This window comes from Rheinheimera sp., assembly GCF_030690345.1.
Taxonomy (GTDB): Bacteria; Pseudomonadota; Gammaproteobacteria; order Enterobacterales; family Alteromonadaceae; genus Alishewanella.
This window is the reverse complement of sequence record NZ_JAUYGV010000009.1, coordinates 30,922-51,101: the sequence shown is the minus strand read 5'-3', so window position 1 is coordinate 51,101 and position 20,180 is coordinate 30,922. Positions and strand designations below refer to the sequence as shown.

20 protein-coding genes are annotated in these 20,180 nt (G+C 50.9%); 15 read left to right on the top strand and 5 right to left on the bottom strand.

Features of this window, described 5'->3' with window-relative positions; translation table 11 throughout:
* The first annotated feature begins 285 nt into the window (after positions 1-285).
* From Q8O77_RS18610 to Q8O77_RS18600, 3 genes are read left to right on the top strand one after another with little or no spacing between them, the layout of a single operon-like run.
* The gene (locus Q8O77_RS18610; protein ID WP_305556857.1) at positions 286-2,112 is read left to right on the top strand and encodes an assimilatory sulfite reductase (NADPH) flavoprotein subunit; all 1,827 of its coding nucleotides are present in this window, start codon (positions 286-288) and stop codon (positions 2,110-2,112) included.
* Positions 2,112-3,833, top strand: coding sequence for an assimilatory sulfite reductase (NADPH) hemoprotein subunit (gene cysI, locus Q8O77_RS18605; RefSeq protein WP_305556854.1), 1,722 nt, complete (start codon positions 2,112-2,114; stop codon positions 3,831-3,833). The genes Q8O77_RS18610 and cysI overlap by 1 nt, the downstream gene beginning before the upstream one ends.
* Entirely contained in the window at positions 3,817-4,593 is a 777-nt protein-coding gene (locus Q8O77_RS18600) for a phosphoadenylyl-sulfate reductase (protein ID WP_305556851.1), read from the top strand. Before cysI ends, Q8O77_RS18600 begins: the two co-directional genes overlap by 17 nt.
* A 6-nt stretch (positions 4,594-4,599) precedes the next feature.
* On the opposite strand, the gene Q8O77_RS18595 is transcribed toward Q8O77_RS18600, so the two are convergent.
* The gene (locus Q8O77_RS18595) at positions 4,600-5,247 is read right to left on the bottom strand and encodes a DUF2867 domain-containing protein (protein ID WP_305556849.1); all 648 of its coding nucleotides are present in this window, start codon (positions 5,245-5,247) and stop codon (positions 4,600-4,602) included.
* Positions 5,237-6,034, bottom strand: a complete 798-nt coding sequence (locus Q8O77_RS18590; protein ID WP_305556847.1) for a hypothetical protein — start codon at positions 6,032-6,034, stop codon at positions 5,237-5,239. Before Q8O77_RS18590 ends, Q8O77_RS18595 begins: the two co-directional genes overlap by 11 nt.
* 110 nt (positions 6,035-6,144) lie before the next feature.
* Here Q8O77_RS18590 and Q8O77_RS18585 point away from each other — a divergent pair, with 110 nt between their 5' ends.
* Both Q8O77_RS18585 and Q8O77_RS18580 read left to right on the top strand, forming a co-directional pair.
* Positions 6,145-6,465 carry a metalloregulator ArsR/SmtB family transcription factor gene (locus Q8O77_RS18585; RefSeq protein ID WP_305556845.1) on the top strand — a complete coding sequence of 107 codons (321 nt, stop codon included), beginning with the start codon at positions 6,145-6,147 and terminating at the stop codon, positions 6,463-6,465.
* Positions 6,458-6,649 carry a hypothetical protein gene (locus Q8O77_RS18580; RefSeq protein ID WP_305556842.1) on the top strand — a complete coding sequence of 64 codons (192 nt, stop codon included), beginning with the start codon at positions 6,458-6,460 and terminating at the stop codon, positions 6,647-6,649. Before Q8O77_RS18585 ends, Q8O77_RS18580 begins: the two co-directional genes overlap by 8 nt.
* Here the strand turns inward: Q8O77_RS18580 and Q8O77_RS18575 are convergent.
* The gene (locus Q8O77_RS18575; protein WP_305556840.1) at positions 6,632-7,651 is read right to left on the bottom strand and encodes a glycosyltransferase; all 1,020 of its coding nucleotides are present in this window, start codon (positions 7,649-7,651) and stop codon (positions 6,632-6,634) included. The genes Q8O77_RS18580 and Q8O77_RS18575 overlap by 18 nt on opposite strands.
* An 80-nt stretch (positions 7,652-7,731) precedes the next feature.
* Positions 7,732-8,124: an META domain-containing protein gene (locus Q8O77_RS18570; RefSeq protein WP_305556838.1), complete on the bottom strand. Its 393-nt coding sequence runs from the start codon at positions 8,122-8,124 to the stop codon at positions 7,732-7,734.
* Positions 8,125-8,327: 203 nt separating this feature from the next.
* Here Q8O77_RS18570 and ahpC point away from each other — a divergent pair, with 203 nt between their 5' ends.
* From ahpC to Q8O77_RS18520, 10 genes are all read left to right on the top strand, one after another.
* Entirely contained in the window at positions 8,328-8,894 is a 567-nt protein-coding gene (ahpC, locus tag Q8O77_RS18565) for an alkyl hydroperoxide reductase subunit C (protein WP_305556836.1), read from the top strand.
* 179 nt (positions 8,895-9,073) lie between these two features.
* Positions 9,074-10,618, top strand: coding sequence for an alkyl hydroperoxide reductase subunit F (gene ahpF / locus Q8O77_RS18560; RefSeq protein WP_305556834.1), 1,545 nt, complete (start codon positions 9,074-9,076; stop codon positions 10,616-10,618).
* A 223-nt stretch (positions 10,619-10,841) separates the two neighbouring features.
* Positions 10,842-12,263, top strand: a complete 1,422-nt coding sequence (gene cysG / locus Q8O77_RS18555; RefSeq protein ID WP_305556832.1) for a siroheme synthase CysG — start codon at positions 10,842-10,844, stop codon at positions 12,261-12,263.
* A 10-nt stretch (positions 12,264-12,273) separates the two neighbouring features.
* On the top strand, positions 12,274-13,185 hold the full coding sequence (gene cysD / locus Q8O77_RS18550; RefSeq protein ID WP_305556829.1) for a sulfate adenylyltransferase subunit CysD: 912 nt from the start codon (positions 12,274-12,276) through the stop codon (positions 13,183-13,185).
* Entirely contained in the window at positions 13,185-14,663 is a 1,479-nt protein-coding gene (gene cysN, locus Q8O77_RS18545) for a sulfate adenylyltransferase subunit CysN (RefSeq protein ID WP_305556826.1), read from the top strand. Before cysD ends, cysN begins: the two co-directional genes overlap by 1 nt.
* On the top strand, positions 14,663-16,384 hold the full coding sequence (locus tag Q8O77_RS18540; protein WP_305556823.1) for an SLC13 family permease: 1,722 nt from the start codon (positions 14,663-14,665) through the stop codon (positions 16,382-16,384). Before cysN ends, Q8O77_RS18540 begins: the two co-directional genes overlap by 1 nt.
* A gap of 13 nt (positions 16,385-16,397) precedes the next feature.
* The gene (gene cysC / locus Q8O77_RS18535) at positions 16,398-16,997 is read left to right on the top strand and encodes an adenylyl-sulfate kinase (RefSeq protein WP_305556821.1); all 600 of its coding nucleotides are present in this window, start codon (positions 16,398-16,400) and stop codon (positions 16,995-16,997) included.
* Positions 16,998-17,128: 131 nt separating this feature from the next.
* Positions 17,129-17,890 carry a 3'(2'),5'-bisphosphate nucleotidase CysQ gene (cysQ, locus tag Q8O77_RS18530; protein WP_305556819.1) on the top strand — a complete coding sequence of 254 codons (762 nt, stop codon included), beginning with the start codon at positions 17,129-17,131 and terminating at the stop codon, positions 17,888-17,890.
* A gap of 75 nt (positions 17,891-17,965) precedes the next feature.
* Complete coding sequence (rsuA, locus tag Q8O77_RS18525; protein WP_305556817.1) at positions 17,966-18,661, top strand: 16S rRNA pseudouridine(516) synthase RsuA; 696 nt, start codon at positions 17,966-17,968, stop codon at positions 18,659-18,661.
* Between the two features lie 5 nt (positions 18,662-18,666).
* Positions 18,667-19,293 (top strand): START domain-containing protein, encoded by a 627-nt coding sequence (locus tag Q8O77_RS18520; protein WP_305556814.1) that lies wholly within the window; start codon positions 18,667-18,669, stop codon positions 19,291-19,293.
* Positions 19,294-19,504: 211 nt separating this feature from the next.
* On the opposite strand, the gene Q8O77_RS18515 is transcribed toward Q8O77_RS18520, so the two are convergent.
* Positions 19,505-20,179, bottom strand: coding sequence for a DUF799 domain-containing protein (locus Q8O77_RS18515; protein WP_305556812.1), 675 nt, complete (start codon positions 20,177-20,179; stop codon positions 19,505-19,507).
* Position 20,180 lies beyond the last annotated feature (1 nt).

Below are 20,180 nucleotides of genomic sequence, written 5' to 3'. Positions count from 1 at the left end.
TTAGCCGCTGTTGATTACGCCCGGATTGCTATTACGCCAGAGCTGTTACAAAGTTAATGCCAATATTTAAGTCGATGTTATTTATAAAAAAGTTTGAACGCGAGCAATAAATGCTTTTCCACGTTTAGTGCTTTTCACTATTTTTTGGTCTGTTTGTCAGTGTTGTGGCGCAGCAAGACTGCCGGTTTTTAATTACTTATTGGAATAAAGAAGAGAGATCCATTCTTTTACCGGCATACATATAGACGGCTAAAATGGCTGCAATTATCGTGTGCAGGGTGTTTTATGCTTTTATCTTCCTTAATGGCGCAGGCCAGTCCGTTATCCGAGCAACAGGTAAGCCAGTTGCAGGGCTTAGTCAGCCAGTTAAACCCGATACAGCAAGCCTGGGTTAGTGGTTATCTGGCGGCCAGTGCCCAGTTTGCCGGACAACTCTCTGGACAACTGCCCGGACAGCCAGCTCCTGCGCAGGCCGCTGCCAACGCCGGCCTGACCATTTTATTCGGCTCGCAAACCGGTAATGCACGGCATCTGGCCGAAGCCTTAGCCAAACAAGCGCAGGGTAAAGGCCTGGTGGCTAAAGTAGTTGATATGGCTGAATATAAAACCACTCAGCTGAAGAATGAGCAATATCTGGTTATTGTCACTTCCACCTATGGCGAAGGCGAGCCGCCGGAAAATGCCATTGGGCTGCATAATTTTTTGTTCAGCAAAAAAGCACCGAAGCTGGCCGGGTTAAAATATGCCGTGCTGGGGCTGGGTGACACCAGCTATGAGTTTTTCTGCAAAACTGCGCAAGACTTTGATCAGCGCTTAGCGGAACTGGGCGCGACATCAGTGCTGCCACGCCTCGATTTAGATGTCGATTACCAGGCACAGGCCGACAGCTGGAGCAACGAGCTGGTTAGTAAGCTGGAGCCGGAATTAACCGCCTCCGCCGCTCCGTCAGCACAGGTTATTGCCTGGCCAGGTAGCGATGCCACAGTCGGTAGCGTTAGCCAGTACAGCAAACAGCAGCCATTCGTTGCCGAGCTGTACACTAACCAGAAAATTACCGGCCGTGACTCCAGCAAAGATGTGCGGCATATTGAAATTTCATTAGCCGACAGCGGTTTAACTTACCAGCCGGGCGATGCGCTGGGCGTGTATTTTCTTAACGACCCGGTGCTGGTACGCGAGTTGTTATTATTAACAGCTATAGCGCGTGATACGCCGGTACAGCTTGGTAATGATAGCCTGACAGTAGAGCAAGCGTTGACAGAGCAGCTGGAGTTAACGCAGTCGTATCCGGCCTTTGTTGAGAAATACGCTGCCGCCACCAATAACACGGCATTAACCGCGCTGGCAACAGATAAAGCCGCACTGCGTGCTTACATCAACGAGCGGCAGATTATTGATATAGTACGTGACTACCCGGGCTTGCTTAGTGCGCAGCAATTAGTGGATGCGCTGCGTAAACAGCAACCGCGGTTATACTCTATTGCCTCCTCTCAAGCCGAAGTAGAAGACGAAGTACATTTAACGGTAGCTGTAGTGCGTTACGACGCCTATGGTCAACCGCATTTGGGCGGTGCCTCCGGCTTTTTAGCAGAGCGTTTGGCTGAAGGCGCTAAGGTAAAGGTGTTTGTTGAGCACAACAACAACTTCCGTTTGCCGGCCAATGACGACACCCCGGTGATCATGATTGGCCCGGGCACCGGTATAGCGCCGTTTCGCGCCTTTTTACAACAGCGTGATGCCAACGGCGCCGCTGGCAAAAACTGGTTATTTTTCGGTAACCCGCATTTTACCCAAGACTTTTTATATCAGCTGGAACTGCAAAACTATTTAAAGCGTGGTCTGTTAACTAAGCTGGATGTGGCCTTTAGCCGTGACCAGGCGCAAAAAGTGTATGTGCAGGACAAACTGCGCCAACACGGCAGCGAAGTATGGCAATGGCTTGAGGGCGGCGCCCACCTGTATATTTGTGGTGACGCCAACCGGATGGCGAAAGATGTGCAACAAGCCTTACTGGATATAGTGCAACAATATGGCGGTAAAACCGCTGAACAAGCGCAAGCTTACTTAGACGAATTACGTGTCGCAAAACGTTATCAGAAGGATGTGTATTAATGAGCCAGTATCCAATTAATCCAGATTTAGTGGCACCGGGTGCACTGTCTGATAACGAGCGCTTAAAAGCAGAAAGTGGGCATTTACGCGGTACCATAGAAAGCGATCTGAAAGATCAGATCACCGGTGGCTTTAACGGCGATAACTTTATGCTGATCCGCTTTCACGGCATGTATCAGCAGGATGACCGCGATATCCGTGCCGAACGCACCGCGCAAAAACTTGAGCCGCTGCACAATGTGATGCTGCGTGCGCGGATGCCGGGCGGCATTATTACCCCGCAGCAGTGGCTGGCAATTGATAAATTTGCTGCCGACAACACTATGTACGGCAGTATCCGTTTAACCACGCGGCAAACTTTCCAGTTTCACGGTGTGTTAAAGCCGCATATTAAGCCGATGCATCAGTTTTTAAACAGCATAGGCATTGATTCTATCGCCACCGCCGGCGACGTTAACCGCAATGTATTGTGTACCTCTAACCCGGTAGAGTCAGAGCTGCACCAGCAAGCGTACCAGTGGGCGGCGAAAATCAGCGAGCATTTGCTGCCGAAGACCCGCGCCTATGCCGAAATTTGGCTGAATGAAGAAAAGGTGGAAACCACCGAAGTAGAACCGATCCTTGGTGACAACTACCTGCCGCGCAAGTTTAAAACAGCGGTAGTTATTCCGCCGCACAACGATATTGACGTACACGCTAACGATTTAACCTTTGTCGCCGTAGCTGAACACGGCCAACTGGTGGGTTTTAACGTGCTGGTAGGCGGCGGTTTAGCCATGACTTTCGGCGATGATGCCACCTACCCGCGCATGGCCGACGATTTGGGCTATGTCGCGCTGGAACACACGTTAAAAGTGGCCGAACATGTGGTAACGGTACAGCGTGATTACGGCAACCGTTCAAACCGCAAAAATGCCAAAACCAAATACACCATTGATCGCATCGGTCTGGACGCCTTTCGCGCCGAAGTCGAAGCACGCACCGGCGTGGCCTTTGCGCCTGTGGTGCCATACAGCTTTACCAGCCGTGGTGACCGTATCGGCTGGGTAGAGGGTATCGACGGTAAACACCACCTCACGCTGTTTATTGAAAACGGCCGCGTGCTGGATTTCCCCGGCAAACCGCTGAAAACCGGTTTGGCGAAAATTGCTGCTATTCATCAGGGTGATTTGCGCATGACCGCCAACCAAAACCTGATTATTGCCGGGGTGCCGGCAGCGCAAAAAGCCGAAATTGAGGCTATTGCCCGCAGCCACGGCTTAATTGACGATGCCCATAGCGAACAGCGCAAAAATTCGATGGCCTGTGTGTCGTTCCCCACCTGCCCGTTGGCGATGGCTGAAGCCGAGCGCTATTTGCCGGAACTGGTCACTAAGGTGGAAAGTTTGCTGGGTAAACACAGTGTTGCTGATGAGCATATAGTACTGCGCGTTACCGGCTGTCCGAATGGCTGTGGCCGCGCCATGCTGGCTGAAGTGGGCCTGGTAGGCCGTGGTCCGGGTAAATATAACCTGTATTTGGGCGGTAACCGCGAAGGTACCCGTATTCCGCGCCTGCTGCTGGATAACGTCGGTGAAGCCGATATTCTCGCTACCCTGGATAGCTTAATTGGCCGCTGGGCCACTGAGCGCAGCAACAGCAGCGAAGGCTTTGGTGATTTTGTGATAAGGGCCGGTGTAATAGCACCGGTAGTGGTGCCAAAAGATGACTTCCATAGCTAAGCACGTCGCCATTGTGGCCGGTAGCAGCAAGTTTCGCACGATATTGCAGCAAGATGAGGCCACGCAGCAAGCCTGGCTGGCCGAAGCGAATCATGTCCTGACACCGCTCAGCGCGGCAGAGCGTGTGCGCTGGGCGCTGGATAACCTGCCGCAAAACCCGATGCTAAGCTCCAGCTTTGGCATTCAGGCGGCGGTAATGCTGCACCTGGTAACGCAGCAACAGCAGGATATCCCGGTGGTATTAACTGATACCGGCTATTTGTTCCCGGAAACCTATCAGTTTATTGATCAGTTAACGGCGCAATTACAGCTGAATCTGAAGGTATACCGTGCAGAGCTAAGCCCCGCCTGGCAGGAAGCGCGCTTTGGCCAATTGTGGCAGACGGCTGAGGGTACTAAACAGTACAATCAACTGAATAAAGTCGAGCCAATGCAACGCGCTTTGGCGGAGCTAGATGTCGGCAGCTGGTTTACCGGCCTGCGCCGCAGCCAAAGCAGCAGCCGTGCCGATAAAGCCATTATTGAAATCAGCCGCGGCGTGGTAAAAATTCAGCCGATAATCGATTGGAGCAATAAAGACGTATTTTATTACTTAAAAGAGCACGGTTTAAGCTATCACCCGCTGTGGGAGCAAGGCTATGTCTCGGTAGGCGACACCCATTCTACCCGCAAGCTGGAGCTGGGCATGAGTGAAGAAGACACCCGCTTTAACGGCTTTGGCCGCGAGTGCGGCCTGCATATGGACGGAGATGGTATTTAATGCAGTCTAGGTTGGCAGGTGGTGACTCATTTGCCGATCTGATTCTGTCGCGGTACTGGCCAACTCCTGCGGTGTGGCAATTAACACCGCCACTGCTTGCTCCAACATGGTTGGCACCACATACCGCAGATGCACTTTTTGGATCATTGCCATATAAAATCTGCCAAAAGCATTTTTACATTTCACTTTGGTAGCCAGACTAAAGCGCACACCACCGTTGCTTAGCCAGCTTACCGCCACGGACGAGCGAAAACGCAGATGTTTATCATCTGCACCGAGAATAACCTCTGCATAGTTGTCTTCATTATTAATGTATTGCTCAATCACAGGAAAGCGTTGTGCGAACAGGCAGGCTTGATTATCAGATAGTAATGACGATACCGGACAACCCAGTGGTGATGTGCGTAAACCAAATGGTTTAACGAGTATATTGCGTGTCGCCATCAGTGCGCTGACGCCGGATGCAGGTTGTGACACAAAAGCCTCCAGTAGCTGCGCTAACAAGCAAGAGCTAGTCTGTGTTGGCATATCGTCAGCGTTAATATCAATACCAAAACAGTCTTCATGTTCGCATATCTCATCAACAAACTGCTTCGCCAACAACGCATCGGTTGGTATCGAACGTTTTACCACCGCATATACTTTATTTTGCATTAGAAAACCCCTTCCCGGCGTGGCTGGCGAAATAGCTTCTGCCAGCGCCGATAACTGCACGGAACTTATTACAAAACCAGTGTTGCCATGAATCGGCTGGTGCGTTGAATGACAGTGTAGTTCGCGGAACATGGTGAGCTAAAATCGCCTCTGGCGTAATAAGCGTGCTTATCACCTCTGGCAGTAGCATGGTTAAACTGGGAATAGAAGCGTCATCATCAATTACCGCTTGTCGCAGCACCGGATTATGGATACCACCTAACTCATTGCTATGACAAGAAATGGCAAACAAAGCCGGATGCTCCGTATTGGCAGCTAAGGGTACAAATTGGTGCCAAACACCGCCGGGGAAGCGCACAGTAAACAGGCAATCTGCCGGAATGTCTATTAAATGCATCTCCGCAAAAAAGGCTGCTGGACTAACCGCTAATTGCTGATCTGTCGCTACGGAAAAGCGCAATTGCGCACCGCTGCTACCTGAAATTGCGGTGAAAATACGATGCCCGGCATGGCGATGAAACGGATGTCCGTTGGCTCCTACTGAGAACGAATATAAGGAAGTTGCATCGCCTTTGCTGAAATCTGCCCCGCCTAGTTTGGCGGATGGCTCATCTAAATCATCAATGTATTTCGCATGTGCGGCCTGACGCTGATTACTGGTTCGTACCAATGTCGTGCCAGCACCGAGGCCCAATTGAGAAATCAATACCACTTCTATTGGCAAGCGGTCTGGAGCTTCAGCGATAGAGGTTGTCGGAAAGGTTTTTGTTGTTAGCATAGATAACACGGTATTGCTCCTTGCGTAACCAATTGTCGCGCTGTAATAAACTGCGCTGGCGTAATAGATTGCTAGCTGTTAGAATAATACACATTTAACTAATTAGCTAAATATATTTTATGGAAATTAATTACGTTTTCGAGGCTCTCGCCTCTACTCCCAGACGCAAAATTCTGGCGTACTTATCAGAAGCTACACTGACTGCCGGCGAAATCGCCGAGCGCTTTGATATGAGTAAACCGGCGTTATCAAAGCACCTGAAGATTCTCGAGCAAGCAAAATTAATTACCAGTGAGCGCAAAGGCCAGTTTATTGAGTACAGTCTGGCGGACAAAAACATGCTGGCTAATCTTACCAACATGTTGGCGACATTCTGCCCTGTTGGTAGCGGGTTGAAGAAAGAAAGTGCAGCTAAGGCAAAAGAACAGAAAAATGTATGAGTTGTATTTAAAAAAACAGGTCCTTGAGCATGGCGCCGCCCTGCTTGGCTTAGCCGCTAAATCAGCAGAAGTTGTGTTGCTTTTACAGCACAAAGTTGATTTCCTTATTACCGCAGAACTTACTTCTCTAGATCAGCCAATGGACACGAGTTCAGAGATATTGCCCTCAGCGGACAATATCTAGCCAGGGGAAACGGTCACTGCTGCCGCGGTTAATAATATCTAACATCATGCCGGTTATATTGTGGCAGTTGTAATGCTGTAGTACTTTTTGTTGTGCATTTTTTGCAATAGCTTCCCGCTCTGCAGGGTTGTGCAGGTAGTGCGTTATCAATGAATCCAGTTGTTCAATTGTGTTAAACGACACCACTTCGTCGGCGGTGAAAAGCTCCCGTAAACCATCAAACTCATGAGCGAGGAAAAAGGTGCCAAAGCCGGTATAGTGCGTAAGACGGTCGCTGGTGTATTTATTTATATGGTGCACCGCATTAACGCCAATACCTATTTTGGCTCTTTGAATAACATCGAAATAGGCTTCACCGCGCACTTTGCGGCGCTTATTCAAGCGCGAGAGTTCTTTCTTTAATTTTTGCCACAAAGAGAACTTTGCCGCGGTAAATTTTTCTGCGCCACCAAAAAAAGTAACATCTGAGCGTTGTTTTAAATAATCCAGGCTGGCTTTACGCTCATCGCCCGCGAACCGGTAACCGGTGCCGGTAAAAAGCACGTCGAGAGATTTTTCTGTCACAGCATCAGAGCAAATAAGGTCAGGGTCAAACGGGTTAAACAGGTAGGCTGATACGTTTTTCACACCAAGACGATGATACTGTTTTAACGTTTCGCCGCCCGAGGTCATAAAAAAATAATCGACAAAAGGCAATATGGCCATCAAGTAGCCCGGGATTTCGTTACGAATATCACCATACCACAGCGCCAAAGGCAGTTGCGCGGCCAGCTTTTCAGCTAGCTTTGGGTTTAACCTTTCGCCTTTACCGATTAATAACAGATCGTAATGGCCGGCCATGCTGAGCAGGGCATTATCCGCTGCAACCTGGCCGTACTGCTTTACCTGTTGTTTGAAGTCGTAAGTGTCGACGGTACAGCCATTGCTGCGTAGTCCTTTAGCGAGCAGAATGTCGCCGCCAAGCGCGTGATCCTGATAAATACCGTAGCCGAGTATCTTCATCTGTTTCAGTACAATGCTAAATTATGCAACGCAGTATACCGAAAACACCAGTGGCAACAAGAGTTGCCTTGCCGGCCAGGCTACTGTTCGCTGTGTGGGCTAAAGCGATGCTCAGTGTCATCTTTGCGCAATACCAACGTTTTATTGTCATAACTCAGCGCAGGCCCGCTCTGCAAAAAACTGTGAAAGGCTTGTTCGCGTTGCATCGCATCTTCCTGGCAGGCCATCATAGTGCCGGCCAGTTGAGAAACCACCAGCTTGCCCTCATCTACCTTAAAGTTACCCATAGCGCGGTTGCAGCCGGTAAAGCCGGACAGGCGGTCCTGGTCAAACTGCAGGCTGAACGGTTTTTCATTCTGTGCTGCGTTTATCTGCAGATACTGGCCGGTTGGCGAGTCTTGTTGCTGGCAAGCAGTTAACACTGCAATAGTGCTGAGTAACGCCGCGGTGGCGTAAGTGCGGGGGTTGCGCATAAAAAGCTCCTGATAGCTGATAACCGGCGGCAATAGTGCCAGAGTATAGCTAAGCGCTGGCTGAACAGCGGTAAAAAGTTGTTATTTGAATCAATTAAAGCGATTAAAGTAATTTGTTTTATTCGTTTTGACAATTGAGTGCAGCACGGTACACTGGCTGCAGTTGAAACATAACCCATGAACTAACCTAAAGGAGCAAGACTATGTCTTCTATTATCAACACTAAGATCAAACCATTTAAAGCCACTGCTTTTCATCAGGGTAAGTTTGTTCCTGTTTCTGAGCAAGACTTAGCTGGCAAATGGTCTGTAGTAGTATTTTACCCGGCCGACTTCACTTTCGTATGTCCTACAGAATTAGGCGACCTGGCAGATTTCTATGCTAAGTTCCAGGAAATCGGTGTTGAAGTGTACTCAGTATCTACTGACACGCATTTCACGCACAAAGCCTGGCACGATGCGTCTGACACCATCAAGAAAATCAACTACCCGATGATCGGTGACCCAACAGGTACTATCACGCGTAATTTCGGTGTAATGATTGAAGAAGAAGGTTTAGCACTGCGCGGTACTTTCGTGATTAACCCGCAAGGCGAAATCAAAGTAGCTGAAATTCATGACCTGGGTATCGGCCGCTCAGCTGCAGAACTGTTCCGTAAAGTGCAGGCTGCGCAGTATGTTGCTAACCACGACGGCGAAGTATGTCCGGCAAAATGGACTCCGGGCGAAGCCACTCTGGCACCATCACTGGACCTGGTTGGTAAAATCTAACTTTGATGCAAACTGCAGGCAACTGCAGTGCCGGAAGCGGCAAACAGCTCCTCTTTTAAGAAGCTGTTTCCAGCTTCCCCACTGCCAACATACTTGTTTGCACGGGCTGGTTTATCCCAGCCCGACCTTTGCGGCTGACTTTTTTTCGCACTATCTGAATTACGTAAACCGGAGCCATTATGTTAGATACTAACCTGAAGCAACAATTAAAAACCTATCTGCAGAACCTGAAAACGCAGGTTGAACTGGTGGTATCTTTAGACGATAGCGCCAAAGCTGCTGAAGTAAACGCCCTGGCAAGCGACATTGCCGAATTATCTGATTTAGTGTCATTGCGCCGCGATGACAACGCCCTGACACGCAAGCCGGCGATGCTGGTGCGTTCAGTTGCCAACGACACCCACATTACGTTTGCCGGTGTGCCGCTGGGCCATGAATTTACCTCCTTAGTGCTGGCGCTGCTGCACTCAGGCGGTCACCCTATTAAAGTAGCAGCCGATACTATTGAACAAATCCGTCAGCTACAGGGCAGCTTCGCCTTTGAGACCTATGTGTCGTTAAGCTGCCAAACCTGTCCGGAAGTCGTACAGGCGCTGAACATTATGTCGGCGATCAACCCGGGCATTACCAACGTGATGATCGACGGTGCCATGTTCCAGCAGGAAGTGGCCGACAAAAACATTATGGCGGTGCCATCAGTGTACTTAAACGGCGAACTGTTTTCCCAGGGCGCCATTACGCTGGAAAAAATCATCCAAAAACTGGATGTTAATGCCGAAAAACGCCAGGCCGAAGCGCTGAAAACCAAAGCTGACTTTGATGTGCTGGTAGTGGGTGGTGGCCCGGCCGGTGCAGCAGCCTCTATCTATGCTGCCCGCAAAGGCTTAAACACCGGTATCGTTGCCGAGCGCTTTGGTGGCCAGGTGGCCGATACTGTCGGTATTGAAAACTTTATCTCGGTGCAATACACCGAAGGGCCAAAACTGGTTAACAGCTTAGAAGCCCACGTGCGTGAATATAACGTCGACATTATGAACAACCAGCGCGCTGTAGCGCTGCGTAAAGATGGCAAGGTACAGCTGGAGCTGCAAAACGGCGCCGTGCTAAACAGCAAAACCGTGATTTTAAGCCCGGGCGCGCGCTGGAGAGAAATGAACGTGCCAGGCGAGCAGGAATACCGCGGCAAAGGCGTGGCGTACTGCCCGCACTGTGACGGCCCGTTGTTTAAAGGCAAAAAGGTGGCAGTAATTGGTGGCGGTAACTCCGGCATTGAAGCCGCTATCGACTTAGCCGGTATTGTTGAGCACGTTACCGTGCTGGAATTTGCCGCTGAGTTGCGTGCCGATGCGGTACTGGTGAAAAAAGCCAAATCGATGGGCAATATCACTATTATCACTGAAGCCCAGTCGACCGAAGTGACCGGTGATGGCAGCCGTGTAAATGGTATTAACTATACTGACCGTAAAACCGGTGATAAGCATCATATTGAGCTGGCCGGTATCTTTGTGCAGATAGGTTTAGTGCCAAATACCGAATGGTTACGCGGTGCAGTGGAATTATCGCCACGCGGTGAAATTATCGTCGACGAGCGTGGCCAAACCTCAGTGCCGGGCGTATTTGCTGCCGGTGATGCTACTACAGCGCCGTACAAGCAAATTATTATCGCTATGGGCTCGGGCGCTAATGCCGCGCTGGGTGCCTTTGACTATATGATCCGCCAGTAAGTGAATGGCGTAACAGTTTAGCTTCACTCTCTCTGTAGCTTTAACGGCAACTTCGGTTGCCGTTTTTTTATGCCTGAACCTTTGCCGCTTATTCCAAACTCGTCATTAATTCCTTTTAGTTATATCTGAGCGTAATTAACTATTTTATAAAAGCCATACGGACGGCTATTCTGCACGCTGTATACTCACTTTAAGTGAGCATGGTTAAAGCGCAGGAGCTGGTGTGCAGTATTTACCCTTATTTGTAAAGTTAACCGATAAACCGGTGCTGATTGTTGGCGGCGGTTCGGTGGCGCTGCGCAAAGCCGGTACCTTGCTAAGCGCCGGCGCAAAATTAACGGTAGTGGCGCCGGAGTTTGCCGCTGAGTTTGTGCAGTGGCAGCAGGATGGTGTGGCGGAACTAATCAAAGGCTACTTTGAGCCGACTTTGCTGGATGGCAAATTGCTGGTAATCGCTGCCACCGATAACGATGAGGTTAACGCGGCAGTCTTTGATGCGGCTACGGCGCGCAATATGCTGGTAAACACAGTAGATGATCAGCCCAAATGTGGCTTTATCTTTCCGTCGATTATCGATCGCAGCCCGATTTTAATTGCTATCTCCAGCTTTGGTACCGCACCGGTACTGGCGCGGCGCTTACGCGAGAAACTTGAAGCCTTGTTGCCACAGCATTTAGGGCCATTGGCAGAGTTAGTCGGCCGCTTTCGCCACAAGGTCAAAGCCAAAATCAGCGGTTTTGCCGCGCGGCGGCAGTTTTGGGAAACAGTATTTGATTCTGATGTAGTCCGTGATGTGCAGGCTAATCAGCTGCCGCAGGCAGAACAGCGGCTGGCGCAGCTGTTGGATCAACCTTTGCCGCAAGCCGGTGAAGTCTATGTGGTGGGTGCTGGTCCGGGCGACCCGGAGCTGTTAACGTTAAAAGCGCTGCAGCTGATGCAGCAAGCTGATGTGGTGGTGTTCGACTATTTAGTTTCGCCACAAATCATGGAATTGGTGCGTCGCGATGCAGAGCGCATTTGCGTCGGTAAAAAAGCCGGCGATCACTCAGTGCCGCAGCAGGACACCAACCAACTGCTGATTGATTTAGCCCTGGCCGGTAAAAAAGTTTGCCGCTTAAAAGGTGGCGACCCGTTTATTTTTGGCCGCGGTGGCGAAGAAATTCAGGCGCTATTGCCACACAACATTGCCTTTCAGGTGGTGCCCGGGGTTACGGCCGCCGCCGGCTGTGCGGCTTATGCCGGCATACCGCTAACACACCGCGACCATGCACAAAGCGTGCAGTTTGTTACCGGCCACTGCCGCAAAGATGGCACCGAGCCGGACTGGCACAGCATGAGTAAAGCTAACCAAACGCTGGTTATTTACATGGGCTTGATGAAAGCCGGCCATATTCAGCAGCAGCTGATGGCTGCAGGACGCAGTGGCTCGGTACCGGTAGCCATTATTGAAAACGGTACCAGGCCACAGCAACGCATTGTAACCGGCACACTGCAACAACTGGCCGATTTGGTAGAGCAGCAACACATCAGCTCACCGGCGTTGCTGGTTATAGGTGAAGTGGTGGCACTACAACAAGATTTACATTGGTTTGGTCAACGGCCGCAAGCGGCGGTATTTGGCCAAACACTTACCCGAATGGCATGAGGAAAAAGAAATGTCTGAGTTAGCAGGTGCCTTGTCGCACTTACAGCAACTGGAAGCCGAGAGTATCCATATTTTTCGTGAAGTAGCGGCCGAATTCAAAAAGCCGGTAATGCTGTACTCGATTGGCAAAGACTCATCGGTATTGCTGCATCTGGCACGTAAAGCCTTTGCACCGGGTAAGATCCCGTTTCCGCTGTTGCATGTTGATACCAACTGGAAATTTCGCGAGATGATCGAATTTCGCGACCGCCTGGCTAAAGAGTACAACTTTGAGCTGCTGGTGCATAAAAACCCGGAAGGCTTAGCGATGAATATCAACCCCTTTGTTCATGGCAGTGCCAAACACACCGACATTATGAAAACCCAGGGTTTAAAGCAGGCGCTGAATAAATACGGCTTTGATGCGGCCTTTGGTGGCGCCCGCCGCGATGAAGAAAAATCCCGCGCCAAAGAGCGGGTGTATTCGTTTCGCGATAAGCACCATCGCTGGGACCCGAAAAACCAGCGGCCGGAGCTGTGGAATATTTATAACGGCGCCATTAATGAAGGCGAAAGTATCCGTGTATTCCCGCTGTCGAACTGGACCGAGCTGGATATCTGGTTATATATCCTGCAGGAAAATATCGACATAGTACCGCTGTACTTAGCCAAGCCACGCCCCGTTGTCGAGCGCAATGGCACGCTGATTATGGTAGATGACGAGCGTATGCCGTTGGAGCCGGGTGAAACGCCGCAGTTGAAGTCGGTTCGTTTCAGAACCCTGGGCTGTTATCCGCTGACCGGCGCCATTGAATCTACCGCCGATACATTGGAAGGAATAGTGGAAGAGATGTTGCGCGCCCGCACGTCGGAGCGCCAGGGCCGCGTGATTGACCAGGATCAATCCGGCATGGAATTGAAAAAACGCGAGGGGTACTTCTGATGTCTGTAGTTAATTTAACGCCGGTAACCTCGTTAAACGAGCAATTAAACCACCTGGGCATTCGCGGCTATTTACAGCAGCATCAGGACAAAGGCTTGTTGCGTGTGCTGACCTGCGGCAGTGTTGATGATGGCAAAAGTACCTTGATCGGCCGTCTGCTGCATGATAGCCAGCAGCTGTACGATGATCAGCTGGACGCGCTAAAGCGCGACCATAAAGGCCGCAACAGTGAAGGCGAGTTAGAACTGGCAATGCTGGTTGACGGCTTACAGGCCGAGCGCGAGCAAGGCATTACCATTGACGTGGCCTATCGTTATTTCTCCACTACCGAGCGTAAGTTTATTCTGGCCGATACGCCCGGCCACGAGCAATACACCCGTAATATGGCCACCGGAGCTTCCACCTCTGATGTGGCCATTTTGCTGATTGACGCCCGCTACGGTGTACAAACGCAAACGCGGCGCCACAGCTTTATTTGCGCTTTGCTGGGCATTAAGCACTTAATTGTTGCCGTGAATAAAATGGATATCGTCGGTTACAGCGAGCACATTTATAACGCTATCGTACAAGACGTGCAGGCATTGATGGCGCAATTGCAGGTGCCAACGGTGGATGTGGTACCGATTAGCGCGCTAAAAGGCGAAAACATTCTAACCCTGTCGGCCAATATGCCGTGGTACACCGGCACGGCATTGCTGCCGCGACTGGAAACCCTGCCGATACCGCAACGTGGTGGTGCTGCAACGCGGTTCCCGGTGCAGTATGTTAACCGGCCGGATCTGGATTTTCGCGGTTTTGCCGGCACCCTGGTCAGCGGCCGTTTAGCGGTTGGTCAGGCGGTTACTGCCTGGCCGTCGGGTAAAAAAAGCACCATCAAGCAAATTGTCAGCTTTGCCGGCGAGCAGCCATCAGCCAGCGCTGGTGAAGCCATTACACTAACGTTGAATGACGAAATCGATATCAGCCGTGGTGATTGGCTGGTGCCGTCGGATGACAACGTTAGCCTGAGCAACCGTGCGCTGGCTTATGTGGTGTGGTTTAACGAGCAGCCTTTGGAAGCCGGCCGTTTGTATGACTTAAAACTGGCAACGCGTAAGAGCAGTGTCAGCATTAACCGGCTGAACCATAAGGTTAATGTGAATACACTGGCGCAGGAAGCGGCAGAGCAGGTAGCAATGAACGATATTGCGCTGGTAGAGCTGGAGCTAACTGAGACGCTGCCGCTGGATACCTTCAGAACCCAGCCCGGTACCGGCAACTTTATTCTGATCGACCGTTTAACCAATGCGACGGTAGCGGCCGGGTTAATTCAGAATGTGCTGGCAGAAGAAAAAGCCGCCAGTGGCGATATCAGTGCCTTTGAGCGCGAGCTGAATGCCTTGATCCGTAAGCATTTCCCACACTGGGGCGCGCGCGATGTGCGCGAGCTGTTTAACGCCGACCTGTTTAACACCGAAATGGTTAAGGCTGCGCAGTAATGCCATATCAGCAGTATGGCGTAGTCGCACTGTTGCTGGCGCTGGTGGCGGGGCTGATTTTCAGCAAACGCTCACCGGCACTGTGGTTTGGCGGCGCCTTGCTGGTTAGTTACCTTATTGGCTGGTTGCCACTGGAAAGCGCATTGCAAAACTTCGCCAATCCGTCGCTGGTTACGCTGCTGTTGCTGCTATTGGTGTCGATTGGCATTGAAAAGTCGCAACTGGTCAGTTGGCTCAGCCGCGGCTTTGCCGGTAAGCGCTTAAGCAGCGTTATTGCCAGGTTAAGCTTATCCAGCGCGCTGATGTCGGCTTTTATTAATAATACGGCGGTGGTGTCTACGCTGATGTCATCGCTGCGGCATCATAATCACTTTGCCGCGTCCAAACTGCTGCTGCCGCTGTCGTACAGCGCCATTCTTGGCGGTATGCTGACGTTAATCGGCACCTCAACCAACCTTATAGTCAACGGCTTTGTCGAACAAAGCGGTGAACCGCTGCTGGGCTTTTTTGACTTTACCCTGCTGGGCGCCTTAGTACTGGCTGCCGGTATAGTGGTGTTGGTGATTGGCAGCCACTGGTTGCCGGACAACAACAAAGATGCCGGCCAAACCACGCCGTATTACTTAACCGCTCATGTGCGCAGCGACAGCCAGCTGATTGGCAAAAGCGTAGAGCAAAACCAGTTGCGGGAGCTGCAAGCACTATTTTTGGCTGAGATTCAGCGCGGTACTGAACGTATTTGCCCGGTAACGCCGGAAACCGTTATTGAAGCCGGTGATGAACTGCGTTTTGTCGGCGATTTGGAAGCGGTATCGCGCTTGCAACAGTTCCCCGGTTTGGAGTTGCTGCGCCAGGATCAGCAACAGGGCGAACTGCTTGAGGCGGTACTCAGTTACAGTTCACGGCTGGTGGGCAAAAGCTTAAAGCAGATTCGTTTTCGCCATGAATACGATGCGGTGGTGATTGCCGTACGTCGCGGCCATGAACGCCTGCAGGGTGGCTTGGGCGATCTGGTGCTGCACGCCGGCGATGTATTAATTTTATCGGTGGGCAAACATTTTCCCGGCCAGCATCAGCTTAGCCAGGAGTTTATTTACGTTAACGGTTTAGCTATCTCTACACCGCTGTCAAAAAATCGCAGCCATTGGGTGCTGCTCGGTTTTATTACTGCGCTGGCGTTGTCGATTGCCGATATAGCGCCGCTGATTAAAAGCCTGCCGGTGCTGCTGCTGGCCTATGTTGCCGGTGGCGCGGTTTCGGTAAATGAAATTAAAAACCGCTTCCCGTTGGAGCTGTGGTTAATTGTCGGTTCGGCTATCGGCCTGGCACAGCTGATGATCCAAACCGGGGTAGCCGGCCAGATAGCAGATGGCTTGATAGCCCTGGTCGACGGCAGCGGTGCTTATGGTGCGCTGATCGCGGTGTTTATCGCTACCTGGTTGTTTACTGAACTGGTAACGAATAATGCCGCTGCCGCGCTGACCTTTCCTATTGCTTATGCCATAGCGCAGAATTTGGGTGTGGACCCGGTGCCGTTTTTTATGGCAGTGGCTTTTGGTGCTTCTGCCAGTTTTATTTCGCCGTTTGGCTATCAAACTAATCTGATGGTGTATTCGGCAGGCAATTATCAGTTGCGCGACTATATTCGCCTCGGCGTGCCGATGGCGCTGGTGTACAGTGCGGTAGTGTTGGTATTTCTACCGCTGATTTATCCGTTTTAAGTGATGACAAGCAATGACACATAACGATATTAAATGGCAACAGCATGATGTAAACGCGGCACAGCGCGAGACCTTATTTGGCCACCAAAGTGCGGTGATCTGGTTTACCGGTTTATCCGGCTCCGGCAAGTCCAGCGTGGCGAATGCGCTGGAGCAGGTGTTGGCAGCACAGGGCAAACACACCTATTTGCTTGATGGCGACAATGTGCGCCACGGTTTATGTGCCGATTTAGGCTTCAGTGCCCAGGACAGAACCGAAAACCTGCGCCGTGTTGGCGCTGTGGCCGGGTTAATGGTGGACGCCGGATTGCTGGTGCTGAGTGCCTTTATTTCGCCGTACCGCAATCAGCGTGAGCTGGTAAAAAGCTTTATTCCGCAAGGCAAATTTATTGAAGTGCATATCTCCACCCCGCTGGAAGTATGCGAGCAGCGCGATGTAAAAGGCCTGTACAAAAAAGCCCGCGCCGGCGAAATCAGCCACTTTACCGGCATTTCTGACCCGTATGAAGCACCGGAGCACGCCGATTTAGTGCTGGACACCTCAGTGACGTCGCTGGAAGATAGCGTGCAACAATTGCTGGCGTTGCTAAAGCAAAAACAGATTATTAGTTAGGAGAGAGCTCCGACAGCCAACAGCACACGGGGGCGTTGTAAATACATCCATGTAAACTCCTCTCCAGCATCCCTGCTGGAGACGCCCCGTTTAGCTGTTACCTGTCTGCGCTGCATAAAAAGGACACTTATATGAATTATTTGCCCGCCATTATCGACATAGCAGAACAAGCCGGGCAGGCGATCCTGGCGGTATACCAGCAAGACAACGCCGCCTTTAATATCACCGGCAAAGCCGATGACTCACCGCTGACCGCCGCCGATTTAGCTGCGCACCAACTGATTGTTAAGGCATTAACCGCACTGACGCCCGAGCTACCGATATTGTCAGAAGAAGCCGCCGACATCAGCTGGGACATCCGCCAGCAGTGGCAGCGTTACTGGCTGGTAGACCCACTGGATGGCACTAAAGAGTTTATTAAGCGCAACGGCGAATTTACCGTCAATATCGCGCTTATCGATAACGGCGAGCCGGTGCTGGGCGTTATTCATGCGCCGGTGCTGGCGAAAACCTACTACGCCGCTAAAGGCGAAGGCGCCTTTGTTAAAACCGCCGGCGAGATCCGCGCCATTCGGGTTGCCAAGCCTGGTGACACTGTACGTGTAGTGGGCAGCCGCAGTCACCCCAGCCCGGATCTGGCCGGTTACCTGGCGCAATTCCCGCAGCACGAAATGGTGCCGGTTGGCAGCTCATTAAAGTTTTGTTTAGTGGCCGATGGCAGCGCCGATGTGTACCCGCGTTTTGGCCCCACTATGCAGTGGGACACCGGCGCCGGGCATATTATCGCGCTGGAAGCCGGTGCTGCAGTCAACTTCGACGGTATCGCCAACAAGGTGTATCAACGTGAAAACCTGCGCAACCCAAACTTTATCGTGTCAGCGCTTAAGCAATGAAACGCCACTGAGTTAGCGACGCCACCGGCAAATTTGGTTACACTAAACGCTATAACGACAACTGACTTATGACTTATGCGTTTAGACAAATTTATATGTGACTGCACCGGCTTAACCCGCAGCCAGGCCGGTAAAGTGATCCGGCAAAAATTAGTAACCATGAACGGCGAGTTGGTAAAACAAGCCGCGTTGCAGGTTAACAGCGGCGACGTAGTGTGCCTCGATGGCGAACAACTGCAACTGATTGGCCTGCGCTATTTTATGCTGCACAAGCCGGATGGCTATATCTGCTCGACTGAAGACCCGGAACACCCCACGGTATTTACCTTAATGGACGAGCCGTTAATTGAGCGGCTGCACACTGTCGGCCGGCTGGATTTAGACACCACCGGTTTAGTGCTGATCACCGATGATGGCCAATGGTCGCACCGCATTAGCAGTCCCAAGCATCATGTGGCGAAAACCTACCGTGTTTGGACGGCAGACCCCATCCCGGCAGAGGCGATAGCGCAGTTTGCCGAGGGCGTAATGTTGCGCAATGAGAAAAACGCTACCTTACCCGCCGAGCTGGAAATCGTTAGCGACACCGAAGCTTTGCTTACCATTCATGAAGGCCGCTACCATCAGGTAAAGCGTATGTTTGCCGCTATCGGCAACAAGGTAGAGAAGCTACACCGCGAGAAAATCGGCGGTTTGCAATTGCCGGACGATTTAGCTGAAGGTGAATACCGTGAATTGAGTGCTGAACAACTGTTATTGCTAAAAGGATAAAAGCGATGCGTTTGTTGCTGAGTTGGCTGCTGTGTTTTTCTCTGGCAGTAACGGCTGAAGCCACCGAATGGCAGCAGTATAAAACCGTGGACGCAACCAGCGTTGAGTACCGCTACAATGCCGATAAACTGCTGGAAGTCAGAGCGCAAACCGAGGCCAGCTCAACAACGGCTGCATTCCTTCATCTGTTGGAAGACACGGCTAATATCAGTAAATGGGCGGCAAATACCGAAAAAGCGCAGCTGCTGGGCCAGCCGGATGCCAATACTCACATAGTACATACTTATTTTACGGCTATCTGGCCGGTATCGAAGCGGGATATGGTAACGCAATCGGTTTGGCAACAAGACGCTGGCAGTGGTGTACTTACCATGCAGGTGAGCGACCTTGGTGAACATTATCCAAAGGTCAAAGGTTATGTACGTATGCAAAGCGTACAAGGCTTGTGGACCTTAACACCGTTGCCGGATGGTTTATTACGGATCCAATATCAGGGCAGGGCGGATGCGGCGGGCAAATTACCGCGCTTTATCGGCGATAAAGTGGCGTTAAATGCATTATTTAAAACTTTTGTTCAGCTACGAACAATGTTAAAGAATTATCAACAGCCTTATCCTGGCGTAGTAGAGTAAATCGATAACGCTATGTCGAAAGAGTAAATGTAATGCAGAGTAAATTTCTTCTGGGCTTTTATAACTAAGGATTGAGTAAGCGAGCAGCGAACAATGTCACTGAACTTATGGTTTGCGCATATTTAAGGCCGATGCTCATTTACACCGGCCTTCCCGGATAATCAGTTAGCCAATAATCAGGTTAAGCAAACAATGCTTATAACCTGAGGCGTTACTTTTTCTTCTCGCTAGGCACGGGCTGGCCGTATTTCGGTGATCTTGGGCCGTAAAGCAAGCCGTTGTGGTCTTCAACAAACAATAGACGGTTAGTACTAATGGCTGCGATATCAAAACCACGGTCGGTAACGGTTTCAATGATTTGATTCAGTGCGGCTTCTACCAACATACCCACTAAACCACCACCACCGTTACCACGCGTTTCTGCTGAAGAGGCGCTGGCGCTGTCTTGCCACAGCACAACACCTGAGCGTAAGTCCACCAAAGTAGCTGATACTTTCACTACAGTTTCACTCGAAAGCACAACATAGCTGGTACCATATTCTTCGATCGTCATATACAGGCCAGTGTCTGCACCGAAGATCTCATGAATTTTTTGAGCAGGTACGGCATGTATATCGGCAGCTTCGGTTAAGCCGTTGCTGCGGAACGTCTGCTGTACCAAGGTGACCGGAAACACATAGTAACCCGATTCAGCAATGGGCTGGCTAACTTGCGACATCAGGCTGTAAGGCGCTATCACTTCTACACTGTTATTAATCGGCGGTAATACCAGTACCGAACGTGGATCAGCATTACGAAATGCGGTGTAATCATGCGGCTGTGGCGCACTGACGCAGCCGGTCAACAGAATTACAGCGCCTATCAGGCAAAACTTTAACCAACTCATA

Excerpts from the sequence above, each read along its gene's own strand:
- ahpC (WP_305556836.1), top strand. The coding sequence starts at position 8,328 with ATGTCTTCTATTATCAACACTAAGATCAAACCATTTAAAGCCACTGCT.
- cysN (WP_305556826.1), top strand. The coding sequence starts at position 13,185 with ATGTCTGTAGTTAATTTAACGCCGGTAACCTCGTTAAACGAGCAATTA.
- Q8O77_RS18595 (WP_305556849.1), bottom strand. The coding sequence starts at position 5,247 with ATGCAAAATAAAGTATATGCGGTGGTAAAACGTTCGATACCAACCGAT.
- Q8O77_RS18520 (WP_305556814.1), top strand. The coding sequence starts at position 18,667 with ATGCGTTTGTTGCTGAGTTGGCTGCTGTGTTTTTCTCTGGCAGTAACG.
- Q8O77_RS18610 (WP_305556857.1), top strand. The coding sequence starts at position 286 with ATGCTTTTATCTTCCTTAATGGCGCAGGCCAGTCCGTTATCCGAGCAA.
- Q8O77_RS18600 (WP_305556851.1), top strand. The coding sequence starts at position 3,817 with ATGACTTCCATAGCTAAGCACGTCGCCATTGTGGCCGGTAGCAGCAAG.
- Q8O77_RS18585 (WP_305556845.1), top strand. The coding sequence starts at position 6,145 with ATGGAAATTAATTACGTTTTCGAGGCTCTCGCCTCTACTCCCAGACGC.
- cysC (WP_305556821.1), top strand. The coding sequence starts at position 16,398 with ATGACACATAACGATATTAAATGGCAACAGCATGATGTAAACGCGGCA.
- Q8O77_RS18580 (WP_305556842.1), top strand. The coding sequence starts at position 6,458 with ATGTATGAGTTGTATTTAAAAAAACAGGTCCTTGAGCATGGCGCCGCC.
- Q8O77_RS18575 (WP_305556840.1), bottom strand. The coding sequence starts at position 7,651 with ATGAAGATACTCGGCTACGGTATTTATCAGGATCACGCGCTTGGCGGC.
- ahpF (WP_305556834.1), top strand. The coding sequence starts at position 9,074 with ATGTTAGATACTAACCTGAAGCAACAATTAAAAACCTATCTGCAGAAC.
- rsuA (WP_305556817.1), top strand. The coding sequence starts at position 17,966 with ATGCGTTTAGACAAATTTATATGTGACTGCACCGGCTTAACCCGCAGC.
- Q8O77_RS18515 (WP_305556812.1), bottom strand. The coding sequence starts at position 20,179 with ATGAGTTGGTTAAAGTTTTGCCTGATAGGCGCTGTAATTCTGTTGACC.
- cysQ (WP_305556819.1), top strand. The coding sequence starts at position 17,129 with ATGAATTATTTGCCCGCCATTATCGACATAGCAGAACAAGCCGGGCAG.
- Q8O77_RS18540 (WP_305556823.1), top strand. The coding sequence starts at position 14,663 with ATGCCATATCAGCAGTATGGCGTAGTCGCACTGTTGCTGGCGCTGGTG.
- cysD (WP_305556829.1), top strand. The coding sequence starts at position 12,274 with ATGTCTGAGTTAGCAGGTGCCTTGTCGCACTTACAGCAACTGGAAGCC.
- Q8O77_RS18570 (WP_305556838.1), bottom strand. The coding sequence starts at position 8,124 with ATGCGCAACCCCCGCACTTACGCCACCGCGGCGTTACTCAGCACTATT.
- cysI (WP_305556854.1), top strand. The coding sequence starts at position 2,112 with ATGAGCCAGTATCCAATTAATCCAGATTTAGTGGCACCGGGTGCACTG.